16 protein-coding genes are annotated in these 20,619 nt (G+C 74.4%); 5 read left to right on the top strand and 11 right to left on the bottom strand.

Annotated elements, in window-relative coordinates; all coding sequences use genetic code 11:
* Positions 1–6 precede the first annotated feature (6 nt).
* Complete coding sequence (gene pulA / locus ACIGW4_RS32295) at positions 7–5,301, top strand: pullulanase-type alpha-1,6-glucosidase (RefSeq protein ID WP_399584661.1); 5,295 nt, start codon at positions 7–9, stop codon at positions 5,299–5,301.
* A gap of 241 nt (positions 5,302–5,542) precedes the next feature.
* On the opposite strand, the gene ACIGW4_RS32290 is transcribed toward pulA, so the two are convergent.
* Complete coding sequence (locus tag ACIGW4_RS32290) at positions 5,543–6,055, bottom strand: GNAT family N-acetyltransferase (protein WP_398710863.1); 513 nt, start codon at positions 6,053–6,055, stop codon at positions 5,543–5,545.
* Positions 6,056–6,108: 53 nt separating this feature from the next.
* Here ACIGW4_RS32290 and ACIGW4_RS32285 point away from each other — a divergent pair, with 53 nt between their 5' ends.
* The gene (locus ACIGW4_RS32285; protein WP_123451621.1) at positions 6,109–6,441 is read left to right on the top strand and encodes a 5-carboxymethyl-2-hydroxymuconate Delta-isomerase; all 333 of its coding nucleotides are present in this window, start codon (positions 6,109–6,111) and stop codon (positions 6,439–6,441) included.
* Here the strand turns inward: ACIGW4_RS32285 and ACIGW4_RS32280 are convergent.
* A complete protein-coding gene (locus ACIGW4_RS32280) occupies positions 6,426–7,139 on the bottom strand; it encodes a TetR/AcrR family transcriptional regulator (protein ID WP_123451619.1) in 714 nt (237 codons plus the stop codon). The genes ACIGW4_RS32285 and ACIGW4_RS32280 overlap by 16 nt on opposite strands.
* 37 nt (positions 7,140–7,176) lie before the next feature.
* On the opposite strand from ACIGW4_RS32280, the gene ACIGW4_RS32275 reads away from it, so the two are divergent.
* On the top strand, positions 7,177–7,707 hold the full coding sequence (locus tag ACIGW4_RS32275) for a hypothetical protein (RefSeq protein WP_399584656.1): 531 nt from the start codon (positions 7,177–7,179) through the stop codon (positions 7,705–7,707).
* 3 nt (positions 7,708–7,710) lie between these two features.
* On the opposite strand, the gene ACIGW4_RS32270 is transcribed toward ACIGW4_RS32275, so the two are convergent.
* The 9 genes from ACIGW4_RS32270 to ACIGW4_RS32230 all read right to left on the bottom strand — a co-directional run bounded on the left by ACIGW4_RS32270 (position 7,711) and on the right by ACIGW4_RS32230 (position 18,710).
* Positions 7,711–8,763, bottom strand: a complete 1,053-nt coding sequence (locus ACIGW4_RS32270) for a PDR/VanB family oxidoreductase (protein WP_399584654.1) — start codon at positions 8,761–8,763, stop codon at positions 7,711–7,713.
* Positions 8,763–9,647, bottom strand: coding sequence for a metal-dependent hydrolase (locus ACIGW4_RS32265; protein WP_123451613.1), 885 nt, complete (start codon positions 9,645–9,647; stop codon positions 8,763–8,765). The genes ACIGW4_RS32270 and ACIGW4_RS32265 overlap by 1 nt, the downstream gene beginning before the upstream one ends.
* A gap of 146 nt (positions 9,648–9,793) precedes the next feature.
* A complete protein-coding gene (locus ACIGW4_RS32260) occupies positions 9,794–11,962 on the bottom strand; it encodes a hypothetical protein (RefSeq protein WP_399584650.1) in 2,169 nt (722 codons plus the stop codon).
* Positions 11,963–12,018: 56 nt separating this feature from the next.
* On the bottom strand, positions 12,019–12,819 hold the full coding sequence (locus tag ACIGW4_RS32255; RefSeq protein ID WP_123451609.1) for a tyrosine-protein phosphatase: 801 nt from the start codon (positions 12,817–12,819) through the stop codon (positions 12,019–12,021).
* A gap of 105 nt (positions 12,820–12,924) precedes the next feature.
* Positions 12,925–13,923 carry an NAD-dependent epimerase/dehydratase family protein gene (locus ACIGW4_RS32250; protein WP_399584647.1) on the bottom strand — a complete coding sequence of 333 codons (999 nt, stop codon included), beginning with the start codon at positions 13,921–13,923 and terminating at the stop codon, positions 12,925–12,927.
* Positions 13,924–14,047: 124 nt separating this feature from the next.
* Complete coding sequence (locus ACIGW4_RS32245) at positions 14,048–14,599, bottom strand: winged helix-turn-helix domain-containing protein (RefSeq protein ID WP_123451605.1); 552 nt, start codon at positions 14,597–14,599, stop codon at positions 14,048–14,050.
* Between the two features lie 377 nt (positions 14,600–14,976).
* Positions 14,977–16,008: a glutamine synthetase gene (gene glnII / locus ACIGW4_RS32240; protein ID WP_123451601.1), complete on the bottom strand. Its 1,032-nt coding sequence runs from the start codon at positions 16,006–16,008 to the stop codon at positions 14,977–14,979.
* A 156-nt stretch (positions 16,009–16,164) separates the two neighbouring features.
* Positions 16,165–17,331: an ARPP-2 domain-containing protein gene (locus tag ACIGW4_RS32235; RefSeq protein WP_399584644.1), complete on the bottom strand. Its 1,167-nt coding sequence runs from the start codon at positions 17,329–17,331 to the stop codon at positions 16,165–16,167.
* Entirely contained in the window at positions 17,328–18,710 is a 1,383-nt protein-coding gene (locus ACIGW4_RS32230) for a hypothetical protein (RefSeq protein WP_398710869.1), read from the bottom strand. The genes ACIGW4_RS32235 and ACIGW4_RS32230 overlap by 4 nt, the downstream gene beginning before the upstream one ends.
* A gap of 500 nt (positions 18,711–19,210) precedes the next feature.
* Between ACIGW4_RS32230 and ACIGW4_RS32225 the strand changes: the two genes are divergently transcribed.
* Positions 19,211–20,116: a Gfo/Idh/MocA family protein gene (locus ACIGW4_RS32225; protein ID WP_399584641.1), complete on the top strand. Its 906-nt coding sequence runs from the start codon at positions 19,211–19,213 to the stop codon at positions 20,114–20,116.
* Positions 20,109–20,585: a GNAT family N-acetyltransferase gene (locus ACIGW4_RS32220; protein WP_398710870.1), complete on the top strand. Its 477-nt coding sequence runs from the start codon at positions 20,109–20,111 to the stop codon at positions 20,583–20,585. The genes ACIGW4_RS32225 and ACIGW4_RS32220 overlap by 8 nt, the downstream gene beginning before the upstream one ends.
* Positions 20,586–20,619: the final 34 nt, after the last annotated feature.

The raw sequence follows: 20,619 nt of genomic DNA, 5'->3' as shown, positions 1-20,619 counted from the left end.
ACCCCCGTGATACGCAAGAGAACGGCGGTCGCGCTGGCCGCCGCGCTGTGCGCCGCCCTCGTGCCCGCCGTCCCCGCCACGGCCACCGCCGCCGCCGAGGCCCCCGCCCCGCCCTCCGACAAGGCGCTCGCCGCCCAGCCCGCCCGGCACGACCTCACCCGCGAGCAGTTCTACTTCGTCCTGCCCGACCGCTTCGCGAACGGCGACGCCTCCAACGACCGGGGCGGTCTCACCGGCAGCCGCACGGAGACCGGTTTCGACCCCACCGACAAGGGCTTCTACCAGGGCGGCGACCTCAAGGGCCTGACCGAGCGGCTGGACTACATCAAGGGTCTCGGCACCACCGCGATCTGGATGGCGCCGATCTTCAAGAACCGGCCCGTCCAGGGCACCGGCAAGGACGCCTCCGCCGGCTACCACGGCTACTGGATCACCGACTTCACCCAGGTCGACCCGCACTTCGGGACCAACGACGACCTCAGGAAGCTGATCGCCGCCGCCCACGCCAAGGGCATGAAGGTCTTCTTCGACGTCATCACCAACCACACCGCCGACACCGTCGACTACGCCGAGAAGAAGTACGGCTACCGCCCCAAGGGCGCCTACCCCTACCTCGACGCCTCGGGCCGCCCCTTCGACGACCGGACGAAGGTCGGCGAGGTCGACGCGGACTCCTTCCCGTACACGCCGACGACGACCGGCGGCAAGGTCCCCTCCTGGCTCAACGACCCCACGATGTACCACAACCGGGGCGACTCCACCTGGGCCGGAGAGTCCGCCGAGTACGGCGACTTCGTCGGCCTCGACGACCTGTGGACCGAGCGTCCCGAGGTCGTCGAGGGCATGAAGAAGATCTACGAGAAGTGGGTCCGCGACTTCGACATCGACGGCTTCCGCATCGACACCGTCAAGCACGTCGACCTGGACTTCTGGACCCAGTGGGCCACCGCCCTCGACGCGTACGCGAAGAAGCAGGGCCGCGAGGACTTCTTCATGTTCGGCGAGGTGTACTCCGCCGACACCGCCGTCACCTCCCCCTACGTCACCCGGGGCCGGCTCGACGCCACCCTCGACTTCCCCTTCCAGGACGCGGCCCGCGCCTTCGCCTCCCAGGGCGCCGGCGCCGACCGCCTCGCCGGGGTCTTCGCCGAGGACTACCGGTACACCACCGACAAGGCCAACGCCTACGAGCAGGTGACCTTCCTCGGCAACCACGACATGGGCCGCATCGGCGCCTTCCTGAAGCAGGACAACCCGAACGCCTCCGACGAGGAACTCGTCCGCCGCGACCGCCTCGCCAACGAGCTGATGTTCCTCTCCCGGGGCAACCCGGTGGTCTACTACGGCGACGAGCAGGGCTTCACCGGCCCCGGCGGCGACAAGGACGCCCGCCAGACCCTCTTCGCCTCGAAGACCGCCGACTACCTCGACGACGACCAGCTCGGCACCGACCGCACCCACGCGGCCGACGCGTACGACACCGCGCACCCGCTCTACCGCTCCATCGCCGCCCTGTCGAAGCTCACCCGGGAGAACCCGGCCCTCCGCGACGGCGTCCAGCGGGAACGGTACGCCGAGGGCTCCGTCTACGCCTTCACCCGCACCGACCCGAGGACGCGGACCGAGTACCTGGTCGCCGTCAACGGCGCCACCACGCCGAAGACCGTCACCGTCCCCGTCGACTCCACCGGCCTCCACGCCCTGTACGGCGGCCAGGGCGCCGTCACGGCTTCCCGGGGCAAGGTCACCGTCACCGTCCCGGCCCTCTCCTCCCTCGTCCTCAGGGCCGACGCCCCGCTGCCCGCCCCCGCGACGAAGCCCACCGTCACGCTGAAGGCCCCGGCCGCCGGCTCCACCGGCACCGTCGAGCTCTCCGCCGACGTCACCGGCGACGGCCTCGACCGCGTCGTCTTCGCCGCCCAGGTCGGCGACGGCCGCTGGCAGACCCTCGGCACCGCCGACCACGCCCCCTACAAGGTCACCCAGCACGTCACCGCCCCCGCCGGCACCGCCCTGCGCTACAAGGCCGTCGTCGTGGACGGCGCCGGCCGCACCGCGAGCGCCCTCGCCGCCACCACCGCCGGCGCGCCCCCGGCCCCCGAGAAGCCGGTCGCCGTCGAGCGCCCGTACGCCGTCGTGCACTACAAGCGCGCGGACGGGGACTACGACGGCTGGAAGCTGAAGGCCGCCGGCCAGGAGGCCGTCTTCACCGGCCGCGACGCCTTCGGCGCCTTCGCCTGGGTCAAGGTCCCCGAGGGCGCCTCCACCGTCGCGTACACCGTCGAGAAGGACGGCACCGCCGACGGCCCGCAGCGGAGCATCGGCCTCGGCCGCACCGGCGAGGTCTGGATCACGCAGGGCGCCGAAGGACAGTCCGACACGAACCCGGCCCCCGCCACGCCCGACAAGACCAAGGCCGTCATCCACTACCAGCGGGCCGACGGGAACTACGACGGCTGGGGCCTCCACACCTGGACCGGCGCCGCCCAGCCCACCGACTGGTCGCGGCCGCTGATGCCGACGCGCGTCGACGCGTACGGCGCGGTGTACGAGGTGCCGCTGGCGGAGGGCGCGAGCTCCCTCTCGTACATCCTCCACAAGGGCGACGAGAAGGACCTGCCCACCGACCAGTCCCTCGACCTCGCCACCTACGGCCACGAGGTCTGGCTGCTCTCCGGACAGCCGAAGTACCTCCTCCCGACCGTCGGCGGCGCCCCGAACCTCGACCTCGGCAAGGCCGAGGCCCAGTGGATCGACCGCGACACCGTCGTCTGGAAGGTGAAGACCACCGACGCCACCAGCCAGCAGCTGGTGTACGCGAAGGACGGCGGGATCACCGTCACCGACGGCGCCCTGAGCGACGAGGGCCGCTGGCTCCGCCTCACCCCGTCCGCGCTCACCGACGCCCAGAAGGCGAGGTTCCCCCACCTCAAGGACTACCCGGCCTTCACCGTCGACCCGCGCGACGCCGACCGTGTCCGGGACTCCCTGCGCGGCCAGCTGATCGCCACCCAGCGCGCCGCCAACGGCGCCCTGCTCGCCGCCACCGGCGTCCAGACCGCCGGCGTCCTCGACGACCTGTACGCGGCGAAGGCCACCAGGGCCGCCCTCGGCCCGGTCTTCCGCGACGGCCGCCCCACCCTCTCCCTGTGGGCCCCCACCGCCCGGTCCGTCGCGCTCGAACTCGACGGGAAGAGCGTGCCCATGCGGCGCGACCCCGCCTCCGGCGTCTGGTCCGTCACCGGCCCCCGCACCTGGACGGGCAAGCCCTACCGGTACGTCGTGAAGGTCTGGGCCCCCAGCGTCCGGAAGGTCGTCGAGAACCGGGTCACCGACCCCTACTCCACCGCCCTCACCACCGACTCCGCCCGCAGCCTCGTCGTCGACCTCGCCGACCCGAAGCTCGCCCCCGCCGGCTGGAAGACCCTGAGGAAGCCCGCCGCCGTGCCGCTGCGGGACGCCCAGATCCAGGAACTCCACATCCGGGACTTCTCGATCGCGGACGCGTCGGCCGAGGCGGACCACCGAGGCACCTACCTCGCCTTCACCGACAAGGACAGCAAGGGCTCGCGGCACCTCAAGGCGCTCGCGGAGTCCGGCACGAACTACGTCCACCTCCTCCCGGCCTTCGACCTCGGCACGATCCCCGAGAAGAAGTCCGCGCAGACCGCACCCGCCTGCGACCTGAAGGTCTACGCCCCCGACTCCGAGGAGCAGCAGGCCTGCGTCACCGCCGCCGCGGCCAAGGACGCCTTCAACTGGGGCTACGACCCCCTGCACTACACCGTCCCCGAGGGCTCCTACGCCACCGACCCCGAAGGCACCCGCCGCACGGTCGAGTTCCGGCAGATGGTCCAGGCCCTCAACGGCGACGGACTGCGCACCGTCATGGACGTCGTCTACAACCACACCGTCGCCGCCGGACAGTCCGACAAGTCCGTCCTCGACAGGATCGTCCCCGGCTACTACCAGCGCCTCCAGGCCGACGGCTCCGTCGCCACCTCCACCTGCTGCGCCAACACCGCGCCCGAGAACGCCATGATGGGCAAGCTCGTCGTCGACTCGGTCGTCACCTGGGCCAAGCAGTACAAGGTCGACGGCTTCCGCTTCGACCTCATGGGCCACCACCCGAAGGCCAACATCCTGGCGGTGCGCCACGCCCTGGACGAGCTGACCGTGGCGAAGGACGGTGTCGACGGGAAGTCGATCGTCCTCTACGGCGAGGGCTGGAACTTCGGCGAGGTCGCCGACGACGCCCGCTTCGTCCAGGCCACCCAGAAGAACATGGCCGGAACCGGCATCGCCACCTTCTCCGACCGGGCCCGCGACGCCGTCCGCGGCGGCGGCCCCTTCGACGAGGACCCCGGCGTCCAGGGCTTCGCCTCCGGCCTCTACACCGACCCCAACGCGTCGGCCGCCAACGGCACCCCCGAACAGCAGAAGGCCCGCCTCCTGCACTACCAGGACCTCATCAAGGTCGGCCTGACCGGCAACCTCGCCGACTACACCTTCACCGACACCTCGGGCCGTACGGTCAAGGGCAGCCAGGTCGACTACAACGGCGCCCCCGCCGGATACGCCGCCGCCCCCGGCGACGCCCTCGCCTACACCGACGCCCACGACAACGAGTCCCTGTACGACGCGCTCGCCTTCAAGCTGCCGGCCGGCACCTCCCCGGCCGACCGCGCCCGCATGCAGGTCCTCGCCATGGCGACGGCCACCCTCTCGCAGGGCCCGGCCCTCTCCCAGGCCGGCTCCGACCTGCTGCGCTCCAAGTCCCTGGACCGCAACTCCTTCGACAGCGGCGACTGGTTCAACGCCATCCACTGGGACTGCCGCGACGGCAACGGCTTCGGCCGCGGCCTGCCGCCGGCCGCCGACAACCGCTCGAAGTGGTCCTACGCCAAGCCGCTGCTCGTGAACCCGGCCCTCACGGTCGGCTGCGCGCAGATCGACGGCGCCTCCGCCGCCTACCGGGACCTCCAGAAGATCCGCACCACCGAGCCGGTCTTCTCCCTGGCCACGGCGGACCGCGTCCAGCGGGACCTGTCCTTCCCGCTCTCCGGCCGCGACGAGACCCCGGGCGTGATCACGATGCGCCTCGGCGACCTGGTGGTCGTCCTCAACGCGACCCCGAGCGGCGCCTCGCAGAAGATCGCCGACCTGGCGGGCAAGGGCTACGCCCTCCACCCGGTCCAGGCCGCCGGAGCGGACGCCGTCGTGAAGTCCGCGTCCTACGACCGGGCCTCGGGCACCTTCACGGTCCCGGCCCGGACGGTGGCGGTCTTCAAGACGAACTGAAAACACCCCACCCCCGTTGTGGGCAGTCGTTCCGCTGGGGCGGAACGGGTGGGCACAACGGACCCGCGCCCTGCCGGCGCCAGAGGCTGGCGAGCCTGGACCCGCACCCCGTGCGCCGCGCACGGGGTGCGGGTCAGGGCGCGGAACGCGGAGGCGCCGCTGATGGGCGCCGTCCCGTGTGCCCACCCGTCCCGCCCTGCGGGACGATTGCCCACACGGGGGTGGGCAGGGGCGTCGCCCCTCACGCCAGGGCCTTCTCCATCAGCCGCACCGCGTACACACGGCCGTCCGCCCCCACCTTCTCCAGGCGCGGGGCGGCGTCCACGTACCCGGCCCCCTCGTAGTACGTCCCCAGGACCGGATTGCGCGCCTCGCAGTCCAGCCGGGCCAGCGTCCGGCCCGAGGCCGCGATCCGCTCCTCCGCGTGTGCCAGCAGCACGCGCCCCGCACCGGCCGGCGCCGCCTCCCGGTCGGTCATCAGCCGGTGCACGTACCCGGCCACCGGGGGCTGCGGGCCCCAGACGTCCCGGTCCTCCCACCACAGCTCGTACGCCCCCACGGTCCGGCCCCCGTGCGCGGCGAGCCACACCTCGCCCTCGGCGATCCGCGCCCGGAAGTGCTCGGGGCCGCGGGCCCCCGGCTTCCACTGGTCGATTCCGTTCCGCACCATCCAGTGCGCGGCCCCGTCGAACAACCCCACCAGAAGGTCGAGATCGCGTTCGTCCGCCTGCCGGAAGGTCACTTGTGCGTCCATGGCCCTCACCGTAAAGGTGTGGCCAGACATCCGTATCGCCAGGAGTGACCCCCATGCCGCAGATCACCGTCGACTACTCCGCCCCCCTCGACCGGCGCGGCTTCGCGCTCGCCCTGCACCCGCTCGTCGTGGAGACGGTCGACGCGACGCTCGACGCCTGCAAGACCCGGTTCCGGGAGGTCGAGGAGCTGGTCGTCGGCGACGGCGCGGCCGACGACCACATTGTGCACGTCGACATCGCCCTGCTGGCCGGCCGTACGGACGAGGCCAAGGCACGGCTCTCGGACGCCGTCCTCGCCCTGCTGCCCGCCTACCTCAAGGCGAAGGAGGGCGTCCACCTCTCCGTCGAGGTCCACGACCTCGACGGGTCCTACCGCAAGGGCTGATCGGGAACGCGGGGCACGAGTGCCGAGAGCCTGCCCACCAGGTCCGCGAAGGGCCCGTCGGCCGGCTCGTCGGCGAGGATCCGGATGAGGATCCCCGCCATCTCCGCGTCGTACGCGGCGCTCACCGCGGCCAGCGCGGCGAAGTCGTGCACGAGCTGGAGCTCCAGCTCCGCGCGCGGGACCCGGCGGCCGTCCAGCCACAGCAGCGCCGTCGACTCGGCGAGCGACACCCAGGAGCGGACGACCAGTTCGAGCCGGGCGGGGGGCTCCTCGACCGCCAGATGGGCCAGGATCTGCTCGTACGCGGCCTGCCGGACCTCGTCGATCATCGCGTTCGTCGTGGACGAGCCGACCGCGGGCCCGCCGCGCATCAGTGCAGCGAAGCCCGGCCCGTGCTCGTCCACGAAGTCGAAGAACCGGCCCATCACCCGCAGCAGCCGTGCCCCGAGCGGCCCGCGCGGCGGCTCCACGAAACGGGCCGCCAGCTCGTCCGCCGCCCGTCGCAGCGCCGCCTCGTAGAGGCTCTGCTTGCCGGGGAAGTAGTGGTAGACCAGCGGCCGCGAGATGCCCGCGGCCGCGGCGATCTCGTCGATGGAGACCTCGTCGGGAGAGCGGTGGCCGAAGAGTTCGAGGGCCACCCCGATCAGCTGCTGCTTGCGCTCCTCGACGCCCATCCTGCGGCGTACCCCGGTCGTCATACGAACAGCCTAACCGCGTCCGTTACGCTCCTGCCCCATGAGCGCTTCCGACCAGGACACCCCGACTGCCGAGGCCCCGGAGGCCGACGAGCCCAGGAAGGCCGAAGAGAAGGCCGGAGAGGCAGAGGAGAACCCGGAGTCCCCCGAAGTCCGCGAGGAGTCCGGGAAGTCGGAGGAGCCGGAGGAGCCGGAGAAGTCGGACGGGTCGGGCGATCCGGGCGGGTCGGGCGAGCCGGACGACTCGAAGGGCTCGACGTCCTCGGAGGACCCGGACGCGCCTTCCGAGGGCGCCGAAGAGGCCGCGCACGGCGACGGGCTCACCCCGAAGCAGGCGCGGCGGCTGCGCGTCGCCGCCGCCTCCGTGCTCCTGGTCGCCCTGGCCGTGGTGCTCGTCATCCGGCTCGCGAGCCGCACGTCCGTCCTGGTCGTCGGCGTGTACGGCCTCGCCATGATCCTCTGCGGAATCGTGATCGAGCTCTCCCGCAACGGCCGCACCCGCCTCGGCACCTGGCTCCTGGCGGGTGGCCTCCTCACCGCCCTGGCCCTGGACTGGCTGGTCCTGCCGTAGGCGTCACAGGTCGAGGACGAGCCGTTTCCCCGCGCAGCGCGAGACGCAGATCAGCATCGAGTCGTCCCGCTCGTCGTCGGTGAGCAGCTCGTCCCGGTGGTCGATCTCGCCCTCCAGGACCCGCTGTTGGCAGGTGCCGCAGAAGCCCTGCCGGCAGGAGTACGTGATGCCGGGCAGCTCCTCGCGGACCGCCGACAGGAGCGACTGGTCGGCCGCCACCGTCAACGTGCGCCCGGAGCGCCGCAGTTCGACCTCGAAGGCGGTGCCGCCGGTCACCGCGGAGGCGGTGAAGCGCTCCAGGCGCGGTGCCCGGCCCTCCGGCATCGCCGCGCCGACCGCGTCCATCAGGCCGTCGGGCCCGCAGCAGTAGACGGCCGTCTCGGCGGGCAGGCGGGCGAGGAACTCCAGCTCGGGGAAGCCGGATTCGTCCTCGGCGACGACGGTGACGCGCTCGCCGCCGAGCCGTTCGATCTCCGCCAGGTACGGCATGGTGGCCCGGCTCCGCCCGCAGTACACGAGCCGCCAGTCCGACCCGGCCGCCTCGGCGGCCCGGAGCATCGGCAGGACGGGGGTGATGCCGATGCCGCCCGCGACGAAGACGTACGCGGGGGCGTCGACCAGCGGGAAGCGGTTGCGGGGCCCCCGGATCTCGATCTCCACGCCCTCGTGGAGCTGCTCGTGCACCTCGCGCGAGCCGCCGCGCCCGTCCTCGATGAGGCGGGTGGCGACGGTGTACGAGGACGGATCGGCCGGATCCCCGCAGAGCGAGTACTGGCGGACGAGCCCGGAGGGCAGGACGAGGTCGATGTGGGCGCCCGGCTGCCAGGCGGGCAGCCCGGTGCCCTCCAGGCGGAGTTCGACGACGCCTTCGGCGGGCGTGGTGCGCCCGGCGACCAGGACCTTGCGCGGGACGGTGCTGCCCCGGCCGTAGCCGGAGACGGGCACGTCGAGGGCGGGCATCGGCCAGAGCGGGGCGGTGCTCATCCGGCTGCGGACGGCGCGGCGGACGAGCAGCGCGGCCCCGGCGGCGAGGGCGACGGTGGTGAACCGGGGCATCAGCGGCCTCCGTTGGCGCCGGGGGAGGAGGCCAGGTAGGCCATGGCCTGCGCGGTGTCGCCCTCCTGGGAGGGGTGGTAGGCGCGGCTGAGGTAGCGGGGGATGGAGCGGAGCATGGCGGGGGTGGAGGGCAGCACGCCCTGTCGGCCCTTGCGGACGAAGTCCGCGAAGGAGGCCTTCGGGTCGAGCAGGGTGGGGTCGTTCTCCATGAAGAAGCGGATGCCCCGCTGCCAGAGGAAGACCAGGGCGGAGAAGGCGAGCGCCCAGGTGCGGGCGCGGCGCCGGTAGCCGCCGTCGAGGTGCATGAAGAGCTCGAAGGCGACCGCGCGGTGCTCGACCTCCTCCGCCCCGTGCCAGCGCAGCAGGTCCAGCATGGTCGGGTCGGCGCCGACCCGGTCGAGCGCGTCGGCGTTGAGGACCCAGTCGCCGAGGAAGGCGGTGTAGTGCTCGATGGCGGCGATCAGCGCGACCCGCTCCATCAGCCACCAGCGGCGCGGACGGCCGGGCGGCAGGGTGCGGTCGCCGAGGAGCTTCTCGAAGAACCAGTCGACCTGCGCGGTGTACGGGGTGGGGTCGAGGCCCAGCTTCCGCAGGTGGGGGAGGACGTCGTCGTGGGCCTGGGAGTGGATGGCCTCCTGGCCGATGAAGCCGATGACGTCCTCGCGCAGCCGGTCGTCGGTGATGTACGGCAGCGCCTGCTTGTAGACGTGGACGAACCAGCGTTCGCCGGCCGGCAGCAGCAGGTGCAGCACGTTGATCGTGTGCGTGGTGAAGGGATCGCCCGGTACCCAGTGGAGCGGTGTCTCCTCCCAGTCGAAGGAGACCTTGCGGGCCTTGAGCTCGACGTGCTCCGACGCCACCGGTGCAGGCTGCGTATTAGACATACTGTCAATGTACTGAGGGGTAAGGCGGAGCGACAGGTCCGTGCGCCGTCTTTTCGCTCCTGTTACCTCGGGTCACCTCGCCCCTGTCGCCCCGGGCCACCGCAGGGCGGCAGCCGCCCGGTCGTCGCAGGACGGCGCTGCCCCGGTCACCGCAGGGCCGCTCGCCGGGTGCCGTCCCCCAGGGTGCCGTTCAGGTCCGCCCGTGCGCCCGCCGTCGCCCGTACGGCCAGGAGCGGACCGGTCGAACGGCCCTTCACCCCGCCCGAGACCTCCAGGGACGTGAAGTCCGGGCTGCCCGCCGCCAGGACGAACCAGCCGCCGCCCGGCGCCCGCCACAGCACGCCCGCCAGCACCCGGGGATCCCGCACCCCGCAGGCCGGCGAACCCTCGGAGCGGGCCGCGAGCGCCGCCGGGACCCGGGGCGACGGGACCAGGAACTGGGCGAGGACCCGGCTGCCCGTGCCCCGCCAGGTCTCCGCGCGCGTGCACACCCAGGTGCCCTGCCCGGCGGCCCCCGGCAGCGGCTGCCGCGCGAACCGCCAGGCGTTCACCGACCGCACCCCGCGCCCCCGCACCTCGGCCAACTGGCAGGCCGTCCGCGCCCACGCCTCCCGCGCCTCCGCCCCCGTCGCGTCCACGGGTGCGGCGGGCGGCCCCCACAGCAGCCGGGCCGGGGCCGGCTCGCCGAGGTCGGCGAGGAGCCGCACCCCTTCGCCGTCCCGCACCTGGAGGGTGTTCCACCGGGTGCAGGCGCCGGCCCGCGCGGGAGCCGGCACGGGGTCGGTCACCCCGGCGGCGTCGCGCACCAGCGGCCGCGGCTCCTTCGCGGGCGCGAGGAGGTCCCGTACGGCCGTCTCCCGCACCCACGGGGCCGTCAGATAACGGACGTTGCCCGCCGCGCGGGAGACGACCAGCGCCGCCGCGCCGACCGCGTCGGCCGCGTCCGTCCGCGCGAAGTCCAGCGCGGCTCCGGCGGTCCCCTCGGCGGGCTCCGCGTACCGCACGGCCCGCAGCCCGTCGTGGAAGAGCACGACCCGCATGGCGTCGACCCGGCCCGCGAACAGCAGCTGCGGCGGCCCCATCGGAGGCCCGACCGGGGTCCCGGGTGTGGCCGAGGACCGCACGGACCCACCGGGCCGGGCCCACACGGCGAGCGCCCGCCGCAGCAGCGCGGTGTCGCCGGTCAGACCACCGCGCGCGGGCCACGCCGAGAAGTCCCGCCGCGTCGACCCCGGCCAGACCGCCGGGTCCACCCGTTTGACCGCACCGGGGTCGAGGGCGGCCTCGGCGGCGGGGTTACGGGCGTACGAGGGCGCCGCGGCACCGTTCCTGCCCCAGCCGTCCCCGGGCAGCCCGAGCAGCGTCCCGCACACCACGAGCGCCACGACGGCGACGAACGCGGCCCGGCCGTGCTGCCGCCGCCGCATCAGATCGGTCGGCCGCGCCTGCAGGGCGCACGGATCGAACTCGTCGGACTCGAGCAGGGCGACACCGCCGAGCCGCCGGGGGAGGCCGGGAGCGGCGCCGCCGGACGGGGCGCCACCGTCCGGCGGCACCGGGGTCCCGCCGACCCGGGCCTGCTCGCCACCCCGGGCCCGGTCGACCCCGCCCCCGCCACCGCCACCGCCGGAACGGCCGCCGGCCCTGCCCGGACGGGCCTGCCCGCCGACGCGGAACGAGTCGGGGGCGGAGCGCTCCGAGCCATCCGGCATGTCCGGGGCGTCCGACGCGCCCGCGGGGTCCGGCGCCTCCACGTCCAGCGCGTCCGCCTCCTCCAGGGCGGCCGCCGGGTCCTCGACGCCCGCGGTGGCCAGGACGCGCAGGACCTCGGGGTCGCCCTGGCGCTCCAGGCCGCGGAGCACGTAGGCCGCGCGGCCGGGGCCGGAGAGCCGGGACAGCCGCTGGTCCAGGGCGAGCTCGTCGGCGCCGCCCACCCGGGGGAAGAGGCGGAGCCCCCACACGTGCGGGAGCAGCGGCGGGAACTGGGCCCGGCGCGGCAGCGCGAGGCGCCGGAGCGGCAGTCCGGCGATCAGCGCCTGCCGCAGCACCTCGCCCCGTACGTACGCGTAGCCCGGATCCACCGCGTCCTCGTCCCGCCGCGGACCGGGCAGCGCCGGGCCGGGGACCCGGCGGCGGGGCAGCGACCGCTGGACGAGGGCGTGCGCGGTCAGCACCCGGCGGTTGCGGCCGAGCGCCGGCGGCAGGACGAGATAGGCGATGCGGACGAGCCGCGGATACCGCTCGACGAGCGCGGCCTCGGCCTGTTCGACGTCGACGGGGCCCACGGGCGAGGGAACGAGATCCTGGGTGCTCACGTTCAGCAGAACGAGCGATTCTTCCGATGGTCACCCCGGGTCCGTGCGGGGGAGGTTCAGGCCGCCGGGGCCGTCAGACGCGCGCGGATCAGCTCCGTCACCTCGTCGGGGACGCCGAGTCCCTCGCGTACGTACTTCTCCATCGTGCCGTGGCGGACCGCCACTTCGTCGAGGGCCGCGTCCAGGTACTCCGGCAGGACCCCGATCAGTTGGAGGGCGAGCTCGGGGTCGCCGCCCTGGGCGATGAAGCCCTCGATCATGGGGGCGAACGCCAGGCGCACCGCCGGGTTGACGGCCAGGTACTCGGCCCGCACGGTCTCCTCGTCCGCACCGAGCAGGGACAGGAGGATCGTCGCGGCCCAGCCCGTGCGGTCCTTGCCCGCCGAGCAGTGGAAGAGCAGCGGCCCGGCGTCCGGCGCGCCCAGCTCGTCGAGCAGGGCGCGGTAGGAGGCGCGGGCGGAGTCGCCGGTGACGAAGGTCCGGTAGGTCCGGGCGAAGGCGGCCCGGACCCGGCCGCCGCCCAGGTGCTCCTCGGCGAGCGCCGGATTGGCGAGCAGGGTCTTCAGGCGGGCGGCGGGCGGCAGTCCGCTGCCGGCCAGGTAGTCGGCGAGGACGTCCGCGACGAGCAGCCGGGCGCCGGAGGGCAGCCGGTCCGGCCGGTCGGCGCGCTCGGTCGCGGTCCGGAAGTCGACGACGGTACGGATGCCGAGCCCGGCGACGGCGGCTTCGGCCGGGTCGAGCCGGTCGAGCTGCGCGGAGCGGAGGACGAGGCCGGGGCGGACCGCACGCCCGCCACCGAGCGGCAGGCCGCCGAGGTCGCGGAGGTTGGCGACGGAGGTGGCGGGGATGGCGGGCATGGGGTCGACTCCTCCGGTTCATACGCCTTCCTGTCGAACGGTAACGGATCGACCCGCTCCGGGCAGTCCGTCCCGAAACGCCCGCGTCCTCCGGGGGGCGGCCCCTCACCCCTTCGCCAGCGCCGCCAGCACCTCCGCCTCCCGCTCCGGGGAGAGCCCGGCCCCCGCCCGGTCCGGGCGCTGGGGAGCGACCCCGCCGAGGGACTCCAGCCACGCCCAGGTGTCCGCGACCGTCTTCTCCACCGGCCGGCAGCGCAGCCCCGCCGCGACGGCGCGGGAGACGTCTGCGGTGTGCATCGCGTCGTACGTCTCGCCCGGCGGAAGCCACACCGGCAGCTCCGTCCAGGGCGCCGCCCCGGCCGCGAGCAGCGCCTCCGGCTCCGTCCAGCGCAGCTCGGCGCCGGACCCGGTCGTCCGTACGCAGGCGTCGAGGAGCCCGCCCATCGTCGTGTGCCCGGGTGGCGAGACCAGGTTGTACGGCCCCGAGAGACCGGCCGCCACCGCGTCCAGCGTCCACGCGGCGAGGTCGCGGACGTCGATGTACTGGACCGGCATCGTCCGCGGCCCGGGGGCGAGGACGGAGCCGCCGCGCGCGATCCGGCCCAGCCACCAGGGGAGCCGGCCCACGTTCTCGTACGGGCCGAGGATCAGGCCCGCCCGGACGAGCAGCGTCCGGTCGGGCCCGAAGGCGGCGGTGGCGGCGAGCTCGCCGCCCCGCTTGGACTCCGGGTAGGGCACGTCCCCGTCGTCCGGGGAGCCCTCCACCAGCGGGCCGTCCTCCGTGAGCCCGGCGGCGGGCGGCCAGGCGTACACGGAGCGGCTCGACACGTACGCGTACCGCCCCACCCGGTCCGCGAGCAGCCGGGCCGCGTCGCGGACCGCCGAGGGCGCGGCCGACCAGGTGTCCACGACGGCGTCCCAGGAACCGGTGGCGAGCGCGGCGAGGCCGCCGGGGGCCGTGCGGTCCCCGAGCAGCGGCGCGGCCCCCGCCGGGGCCGCGTGCCTGCCCCGGTGGAAGACCGTCACCTCCCAGCCCCGTGCGAGCGCGTCCTCGACGATCGCGCGGCCGACGAACTCCGTGCCTCCGAGCATCAGCAGTCTCATGGTCCGAGCCTGCCCGGCGGGCCCGGCCGGGGCCAGGGAGTTCCGCTCCCGGAGGATTCCGCCAGGGGAGGAACGGGCCGGGGCGGCCCCCCGAACACCCGGCTCGGGCCCCCGAACTCCCGCCTCAGGGGGTGTACTTGTAGCCGACCCGCCGCACCGTCTGGATCGTGTGGCGGTGCTCGGCGCCCAGCTTGCGGCGCAGCCGGGCCACGTGGACGTCGACCGTCCGGCCGTCGCCCACGTGCCCGTAGCCCCACACCGTCGTGACCAACTGGTCGCGGGTGTGCACCCGGTGGGGGTGCGCCACCAGGTGGGCGAGCAGCTCGAACTCGAGGTACGTCAGGTCGAGCGCCTGCCCGTCGACGAGGGCGATCCGCTGGACGCCGTCGATGGTCACCGGCCCCTGCTCCTCCGCCGGGGCGGGGGCCGGGGCGGCGGCGGGGGCCGCGGGCAGGTGCGGCTGCTGGTCGGCCGGGACGAGGACGAGGTACCCGACCATCGGCGGGCGTCCCGGCAGCGTCGGCAGGGCGTGCTGGGGCGCGGGCAGCAGGGTGGCGCCGGGCGGCAGGAAGTCCGCCACCTGGGAGAGGTCCACGACCTCGTTGGGGTCGACGGCGCGCAGTCGGTGCCGGCCGGGGCGGACGGCGGTGAGGGAGGCGGTCTGGGTGTGGGCCATGGCAGGTCAGCTCTTTCGCGCGGGGGGGAACGGACGGAGAGGTCTCGTACGTCGTGCGCGTGGGCCGAAGGCCGGGATCGGACCGTACCGATCGGGGCGTTAGAGGGCCGACGCGTTCCTCACGCGTCGACAGCACCGGTCGAAGTCGTGGTGCTGACGGGAAGGCCAGAACGGCTCGAGGTCGTGGCGACCCGTCGCGGTGTCGTTCTGCATGATGGCCATATCCCTATTGAACCAGAAGGGAATGCCGACGACGACCCCCTCACCGGCCATCCGCGGTGTCGTCCGTCCCACATCGCCGTCCCGCACGGCGTCCCACATGACGAAAAGGGCGCCCACCGTGTGAAACGGCGGGCGCCCCTCCGAGCGGGTGCGGATCAGACCTGGCCGGCCTTCTCCAGGGCCTCGCAGCAGGTGTCCACGATGAGGCGGGTCACCACGTACGGGTCCACGTTCGCGTTCGGACGGCGGTCCTCGATGTAGCCCTTCTGGTCCTGCTCGACCTGCCACGGGATGCGGACCGAGGCGCCGCGGTCCGAGACGCCGTAGGAGTACTCGTCCCACGGGGCGGTCTCGTGCAGGCCCGTCAGGCGCTCGTCGATGCCGGCGCCGTAGTTCTTGACGTGGTCGAGCGGCTTGGAGCCCTCGCCGAGCGCCTCGCAGGCGGTGATGATCGCGTCGTAGCCCTCGCGCATCGCCTTGGTGGAGAAGTTGGTGTGCGCGCCCGCGCCGTTCCAGTCGCCCTTCACCGGCTTCGGGTCGAGCGTCGCGGAGACGTTGAAGTCCTCGGCCGTGCGGTAGAGCAGCCAGCGGGCGACCCACAGCTGGTCCGAGACCTCGAGCGGGGACAGCGGGCCGACCTGGAACTCCCACTGGCCGGGCATGACCTCGGCGTTGATGCCGGAGATGCCGAGACCGGCCTTGAGGCAGTTCTCCAGGTGCGCCTCGACGATCGGGCGGCCGTGGATCTCGTCCACGCCGACGCCGCAGTAGTAACCGCCCTGCGGGGCCGGGAAGCCGTTCACCGGGAAGCCGAGCGGACGGGTGCCGTCGAAGAAGGTGTACTCCTGCTCGATGCCGAAGATCGACTCCTGCGCGGCGTAACGCGCGGCGACCTCGGCCAGCGCGGCGCGGGTGTTGGACTCGTGCGGCGTCATGTCCGTGTTGAGGACCTCGCACAGCACCAGGACGTCGTTGCCGCCGCGGATCGGGTCCGGGCAGGAGAAGACCGGCTTGAGCACGCGGTCCGAGGCGTGACCCTTGGCCTGGTTCGTGCTGGAGCCGTCGAAGCCCCAGATCGGCAGCTCCTCCAGGGCGAGGCCCTCACCCGCGATGATCTTCGTCTTGGAGCGAAGCTTCGCGGTCGGCTCGGTGCCGTCGATCCAGATGTACTCAGCCTTGAAGGTCACGGATCTCATCCTTTGGCGTGCTGCTGCGGGGGTCCGCCGCGGCTCGCGGCACTGCGAGAAGCTGCGGTCACCGCGCCGAGTGCGCGGTGTGTGTTCGACCGCAGCTTGGCAACACGGGATTTCCCGTCGGTTGCCCGAATGTGAACCCCGTGTTACTCAGCCTTCCCGGTCTTCGCGCAGCCGCCGTGCGACGACATGGGCGTCCAGGAGTCCGCCGAGGCCCGCGCCCCGCACCCGCCGGACCAGCTCGGCGTACGAGGTGTCGAGCGCCTCCGCGGTCCGGCCGAGGTGCCAGTCGCAGTCCGCGAGTCGGTTCAGGAGGTACCCCTTCCGGATCTGGTTCTCGGAGAGCCGGAAGGTCTTCAGGTACGCCGCCCGCCCCTTCCGGTCGGTGATCACCTCACCGATGTGCTGCTCCCGCCCGCCCCGCTCGAACGGCGGGAGGAACCGGTACAGGCCGAACCCGCCCATCCGGTGGACCCGTTCGAAGGAGTACGGGGTCTCCAGCAGGTCGCGCGCCATCAGCCCGTCGTGCGCCGCCGCCCAGGACCGCTCCTGCTCCCGCGCCGCCGCCCGCAGGTCGGCGAGGCCGCGGATGCCGCCGGCCGCGTCCCGGATCCGCGCCGTGAACTCGGGCACCGGGGCGCCGTAGTGGGCGTACTGGTGGACCAGCTCCCCGTACAGGTCCTCGACCAGCGTCGGGTGCAGCAGCCGGTAGTCGTCCGGGTGCGGCACCACGAACGCCGCCGCCAGCGCGTCCGCCACGTACAGGAGCAGCCCGCACTGGCCCGGGTGCAGCTCGAAGACCCGCAGCGCCTCCGCGAGCCCCGGCACCGTCCACCCCGCGTACGCCGCCTCCGCGCGCGGCGAGAGACCGCGCCGCAGCGCCTCACGGGACCAGTCGTCCCAGACCACGGACGGCCCCCCGAAGTGCAGCGCGAGGTACCCCTCCAGGGCGAGGTGCAGCGGCAGGAACCGCAGCCGCCGCTCGGCGCGCCCGTCCTTGCCGCGCCGCCGCTTGGCCATCCGGTGGAGCCGCCGCACGGGCACGCACCCCGGCACCGCCTCGCCGCCGAGCCGCGACCCGTACACCGCGGACTCCGCCCCCGCCCCCGTCCAGTCGGCGACGAAACCGTGCGGGACGTACGAGGTGTACGAGGTGCGGTCGCCGAGCTCGACGGAGGCCCCGCCCCACCCCTCGTACACCTCCCGGCGCAGCCGCAGCCCCGGCACCGGCTCGTCCCGCACGAGCGGCACGAGCCGCACCCCGCCCCACACCTGCGCGGGCCGCACGTCGAGCCCGGTCAGATCGATCCGGGTCACCCCTCCGCCCCCTTCAGGAACAGCTCCACCCTCCGGTCCAGATAGGCCCGCAGCTCCGCGAAGCCCGTCCGCCCCTCCGCGAACTGCGCGATCTCCACCAGGGCCGCCAGGTCCTCCGCGTCCCGGATCCCGGCCGTCGGCACGCTCGGGGCGAGCCTGCGCACGTCGAAGCCCTCGGCGTCGTATACGGGGTTGAGGTGCACCACGCTCGTCCGCCGCTCCGGATCGAGGCGCGTGCGCCACACCCGCAGCACCTCGCCCGCGAGCCCCGGCGGGGCGTTGTCCCAGCCGTCCGAGACGATCACCAGGCGCTCGGGACCGGTCTCCAGGGCGTCCAGCACCCGCATCCCGAGCGGGGTCGGCCCGTGGGGGTGGACGAGCAGGGGATCGTCCCGGCCCGACGTCCACAGCGGGGTGTACGCCCCCGGGGACGCCAGGGCCTCCAGGAGGAAGTGACAGCCGAGGGCCACGGCCAGCGGACGGCGCCGCTTCACCGCCGAACCGGAGGAGGAGAAGCTGTCGTCGAGGACGGCCGCCACCCGCCCCCAGCTCCCGGCGTACGGCCCCGCCGCGCGCCGGGCGGCGGCGCGCAGCGCGCCCGTCAGCTCGGCCCGGCGCGCCACCCGCTCGCCGAACGGCAGCGCGAGGACGTACAGGGCGAGGCGGGTGAGCGGCATGACCGACAGATCGGCCGCCCGGTCCGCGCGCAGCCGCTCCAGACGGGTCATCCGGGGCGCGATCCGCTCCAGGAACACGGCGCGGGGCACCCCGTGCTTCGCGGCGAAGCCCTCGGCGACCGTGAACGGCAGCTCGTACAGCGCGCTCTGCTCGTAGTGCGCCCGGCGGTGCGCGTCGAGGGTGGCGTTCTCGTACCGGGTGCGGCGGCCCGGGGCGAAGAGGAAGTCACCCGTCTCGGCGTCGGCCGGCCGGCCGTGGACGTGCCGGAGGGCGGTCTTCAGACCGGTCCGGTACTTCACCGCGTCCAGCGCCGGATCGGGGCGGGCCGCGAGCCACGCGCGCACGATCGCGCGCGTGCGGCGGTTGTTGACCCCGGCGGCGCGGAGCGCGCCGAACAGGCGGTAGACCCGCTGCGGCGGCAGCAGCGCGAGACGCGCCGCGATCAGCCGGCCCTCGCCCTCCTCCGCCTCCTTCGGGGTGCGGAGCAGGTGCTCGACGACGAGCGCGGCGTTGTGGTCGTTGATGTCGAGCGCGAGGGCGGCGGCGTACACGGGCCGGTAGTTCACGCGCACGTACTCGTGGAGGAACGCCAGCGAGAAGCGCTGCTCGGCGGCGGAGGACCGGAACTCGCGCTGCCCGGTGGCGGTCACGGCGGCGTTGACGAAGAGGAGCACGTCCTCGGCGGCGACGAGCTCGGACACGGTCCTCTCCTTCCCTCACGCGGATGCCGGCCGGGGAATGAGGGCGCGAACAGCGAAGACGTTGCTTCATAGGCAGGTTCCGGAAGTCGCACCGGAGTCCCGCGGCCGGCGCGGGAACGCTAGCACCGGGCGGGGGGAGGTCCGCCAGCGGATTACGGACGGGGGCGGGTGCGCGGTCGGAGAGGGGGAGGCGGGACGGCGGTCGGACGACCGGCCGCGGGGCCCTGCGGGGGTGTCTCACGGATCGGGCCGGATCCCGGACCGGAGAGGCCCACCCGGGTCTTGTGCCCGGGGCGGCTCACCTGGGCCGCGCGCCGGGGCAGTTCATCCGGACCGTGCGCCCCGGGCGGGTTCATCCGGGCCGCGCGCCGGGGCAGCCCGCCTGGGCCATGCGCCCGGGGGAACCCGCCCGGGCCATGCGCCCGGGGCAGCCCGCCCGGACCACGCGCCCGGGGCAACCCGCCCGGACCGTTGTCGGTGCCGCCCGGCAGACTGGGGGCATGGCGAAGCACCTGGGCGCGAAGCCCCGCATCGGACTGCTCGGCACCGGCCCGTGGGCCGCGCGCACGCACGCGCCCGCGCTCGCCGGGCATCCGGACGTCGAGTTCAGCGGGGTGTGGGGCAGACGCCCCGAGGCGGCCGCCGAGCTCGCCGCCGCGTCCGGCACCCGGGCGTACGAGGACGTGGACGCCCTCCTCGCCGCGAGCGACGCCGTCGCCCTGGCCCTGCCGCCCGACGTCCAGGCGCCCCTCGCGGTGCGGGCGGCGGAGGCGGGCTGCCACGTCCTGCTCGACAAGCCGGTCGCGACGACCGTGGCGCTCGCCCGCGAGGTCACCGGGGCCGTGGAGGCGGCCGGGGTCGCCTCGGTGGTCTTCTGCACCCTGCGGTTCGCGGAGCCGACGGCCCGCTGGATCGACGAGCAGGCGGCGGCGGGCGGCTGGTTCCTGGGCGAGGCCCACTGGCTGGGCTCGCTCTACGGCCCCGGCTCCGTCAGCGCCTACGCGGCCTCGCCGTGGCGGCGGGAGAAGGGCGGCCTCTGGGACGTCGGCCCGCACGTCCTCTCCGTCTATCTGCCGATCCTCGGAGACGTCACCGACGTCACCGCGGTCCCGGGCCCCGACGGCACCCACCACCTGGTGCTGCGGCACGACTCGGGAGCGAGCAGCACGGCCACGCTCACCCTGAGCGCGCCCCCGGAGGCGGCGGAGGCCGCCCTCACCCTGCACGGCAGCCGGGGCCGGGCCGGGATGCCCCGCTGGGACGGCGCGGTGGGGGCCTTCGCCGCGGCCGTGGACGCCCTCGTCACCGCGGCCCGCACCGGCGAGCCCCATCCCTGCGACGTCCGCTTCGGCCTGCGCCTCACGGAGATCCTGGCGGAGGCGGAGCACCGTGCCGCCCGTGGCTGACGACGACGGCGGCCGGCCGGTCGTCAGGCCCGTCACGCCCGCCGACTGGGCCCTCTGGCGCGAGGCCCGGATCGCCTCGCTCACCGCCTCGCCCGAGGCGTTCAAGGCCCGGCTCGCCGACTGGGAGCGGGGCGGCGAGGAGCAGTGGCGGGCCAGATTCGACGACCCGGCGACGTACGGCGTCCTGGCGGTGCGCGGCGCCCGGCCCGTCGGCCTCGCGGCCGGGCTCCCGGCGGCCGACGGCCTGCCGGAGCTGCGCTCGGTCTGGGTCGCGCCCGAGGCCCGCGGACAGGGACTGGCCGGGGGTCTGATCGGGGCCGTCGAGAGCTGGGCGCGCGGTACGGGGGCGAGGACTCTGCGGCTCTCCGTGCTCACGGCGAACGCCCGGGCCGTCGCGCTGTACGAGCGCCTCGGTTACGCGACGGACGGCCGCGCGGGCCAGGAGCTGATCATGACGAAACGTCTGTGACCCACGCGCGGACCGCCCCGGCCCCGTCCTCGGC

The sequence above is a fragment of the Streptomyces sp. NPDC053513 genome (assembly GCF_044544765.1).
GTDB lineage: Bacteria > Actinomycetota > Actinomycetes > Streptomycetales > Streptomycetaceae > Streptomyces > Streptomyces litmocidini.
The sequence above is the reverse complement of the archived record's forward strand: the minus strand, read 5'-3'. Positions and strand labels throughout refer to the sequence as shown.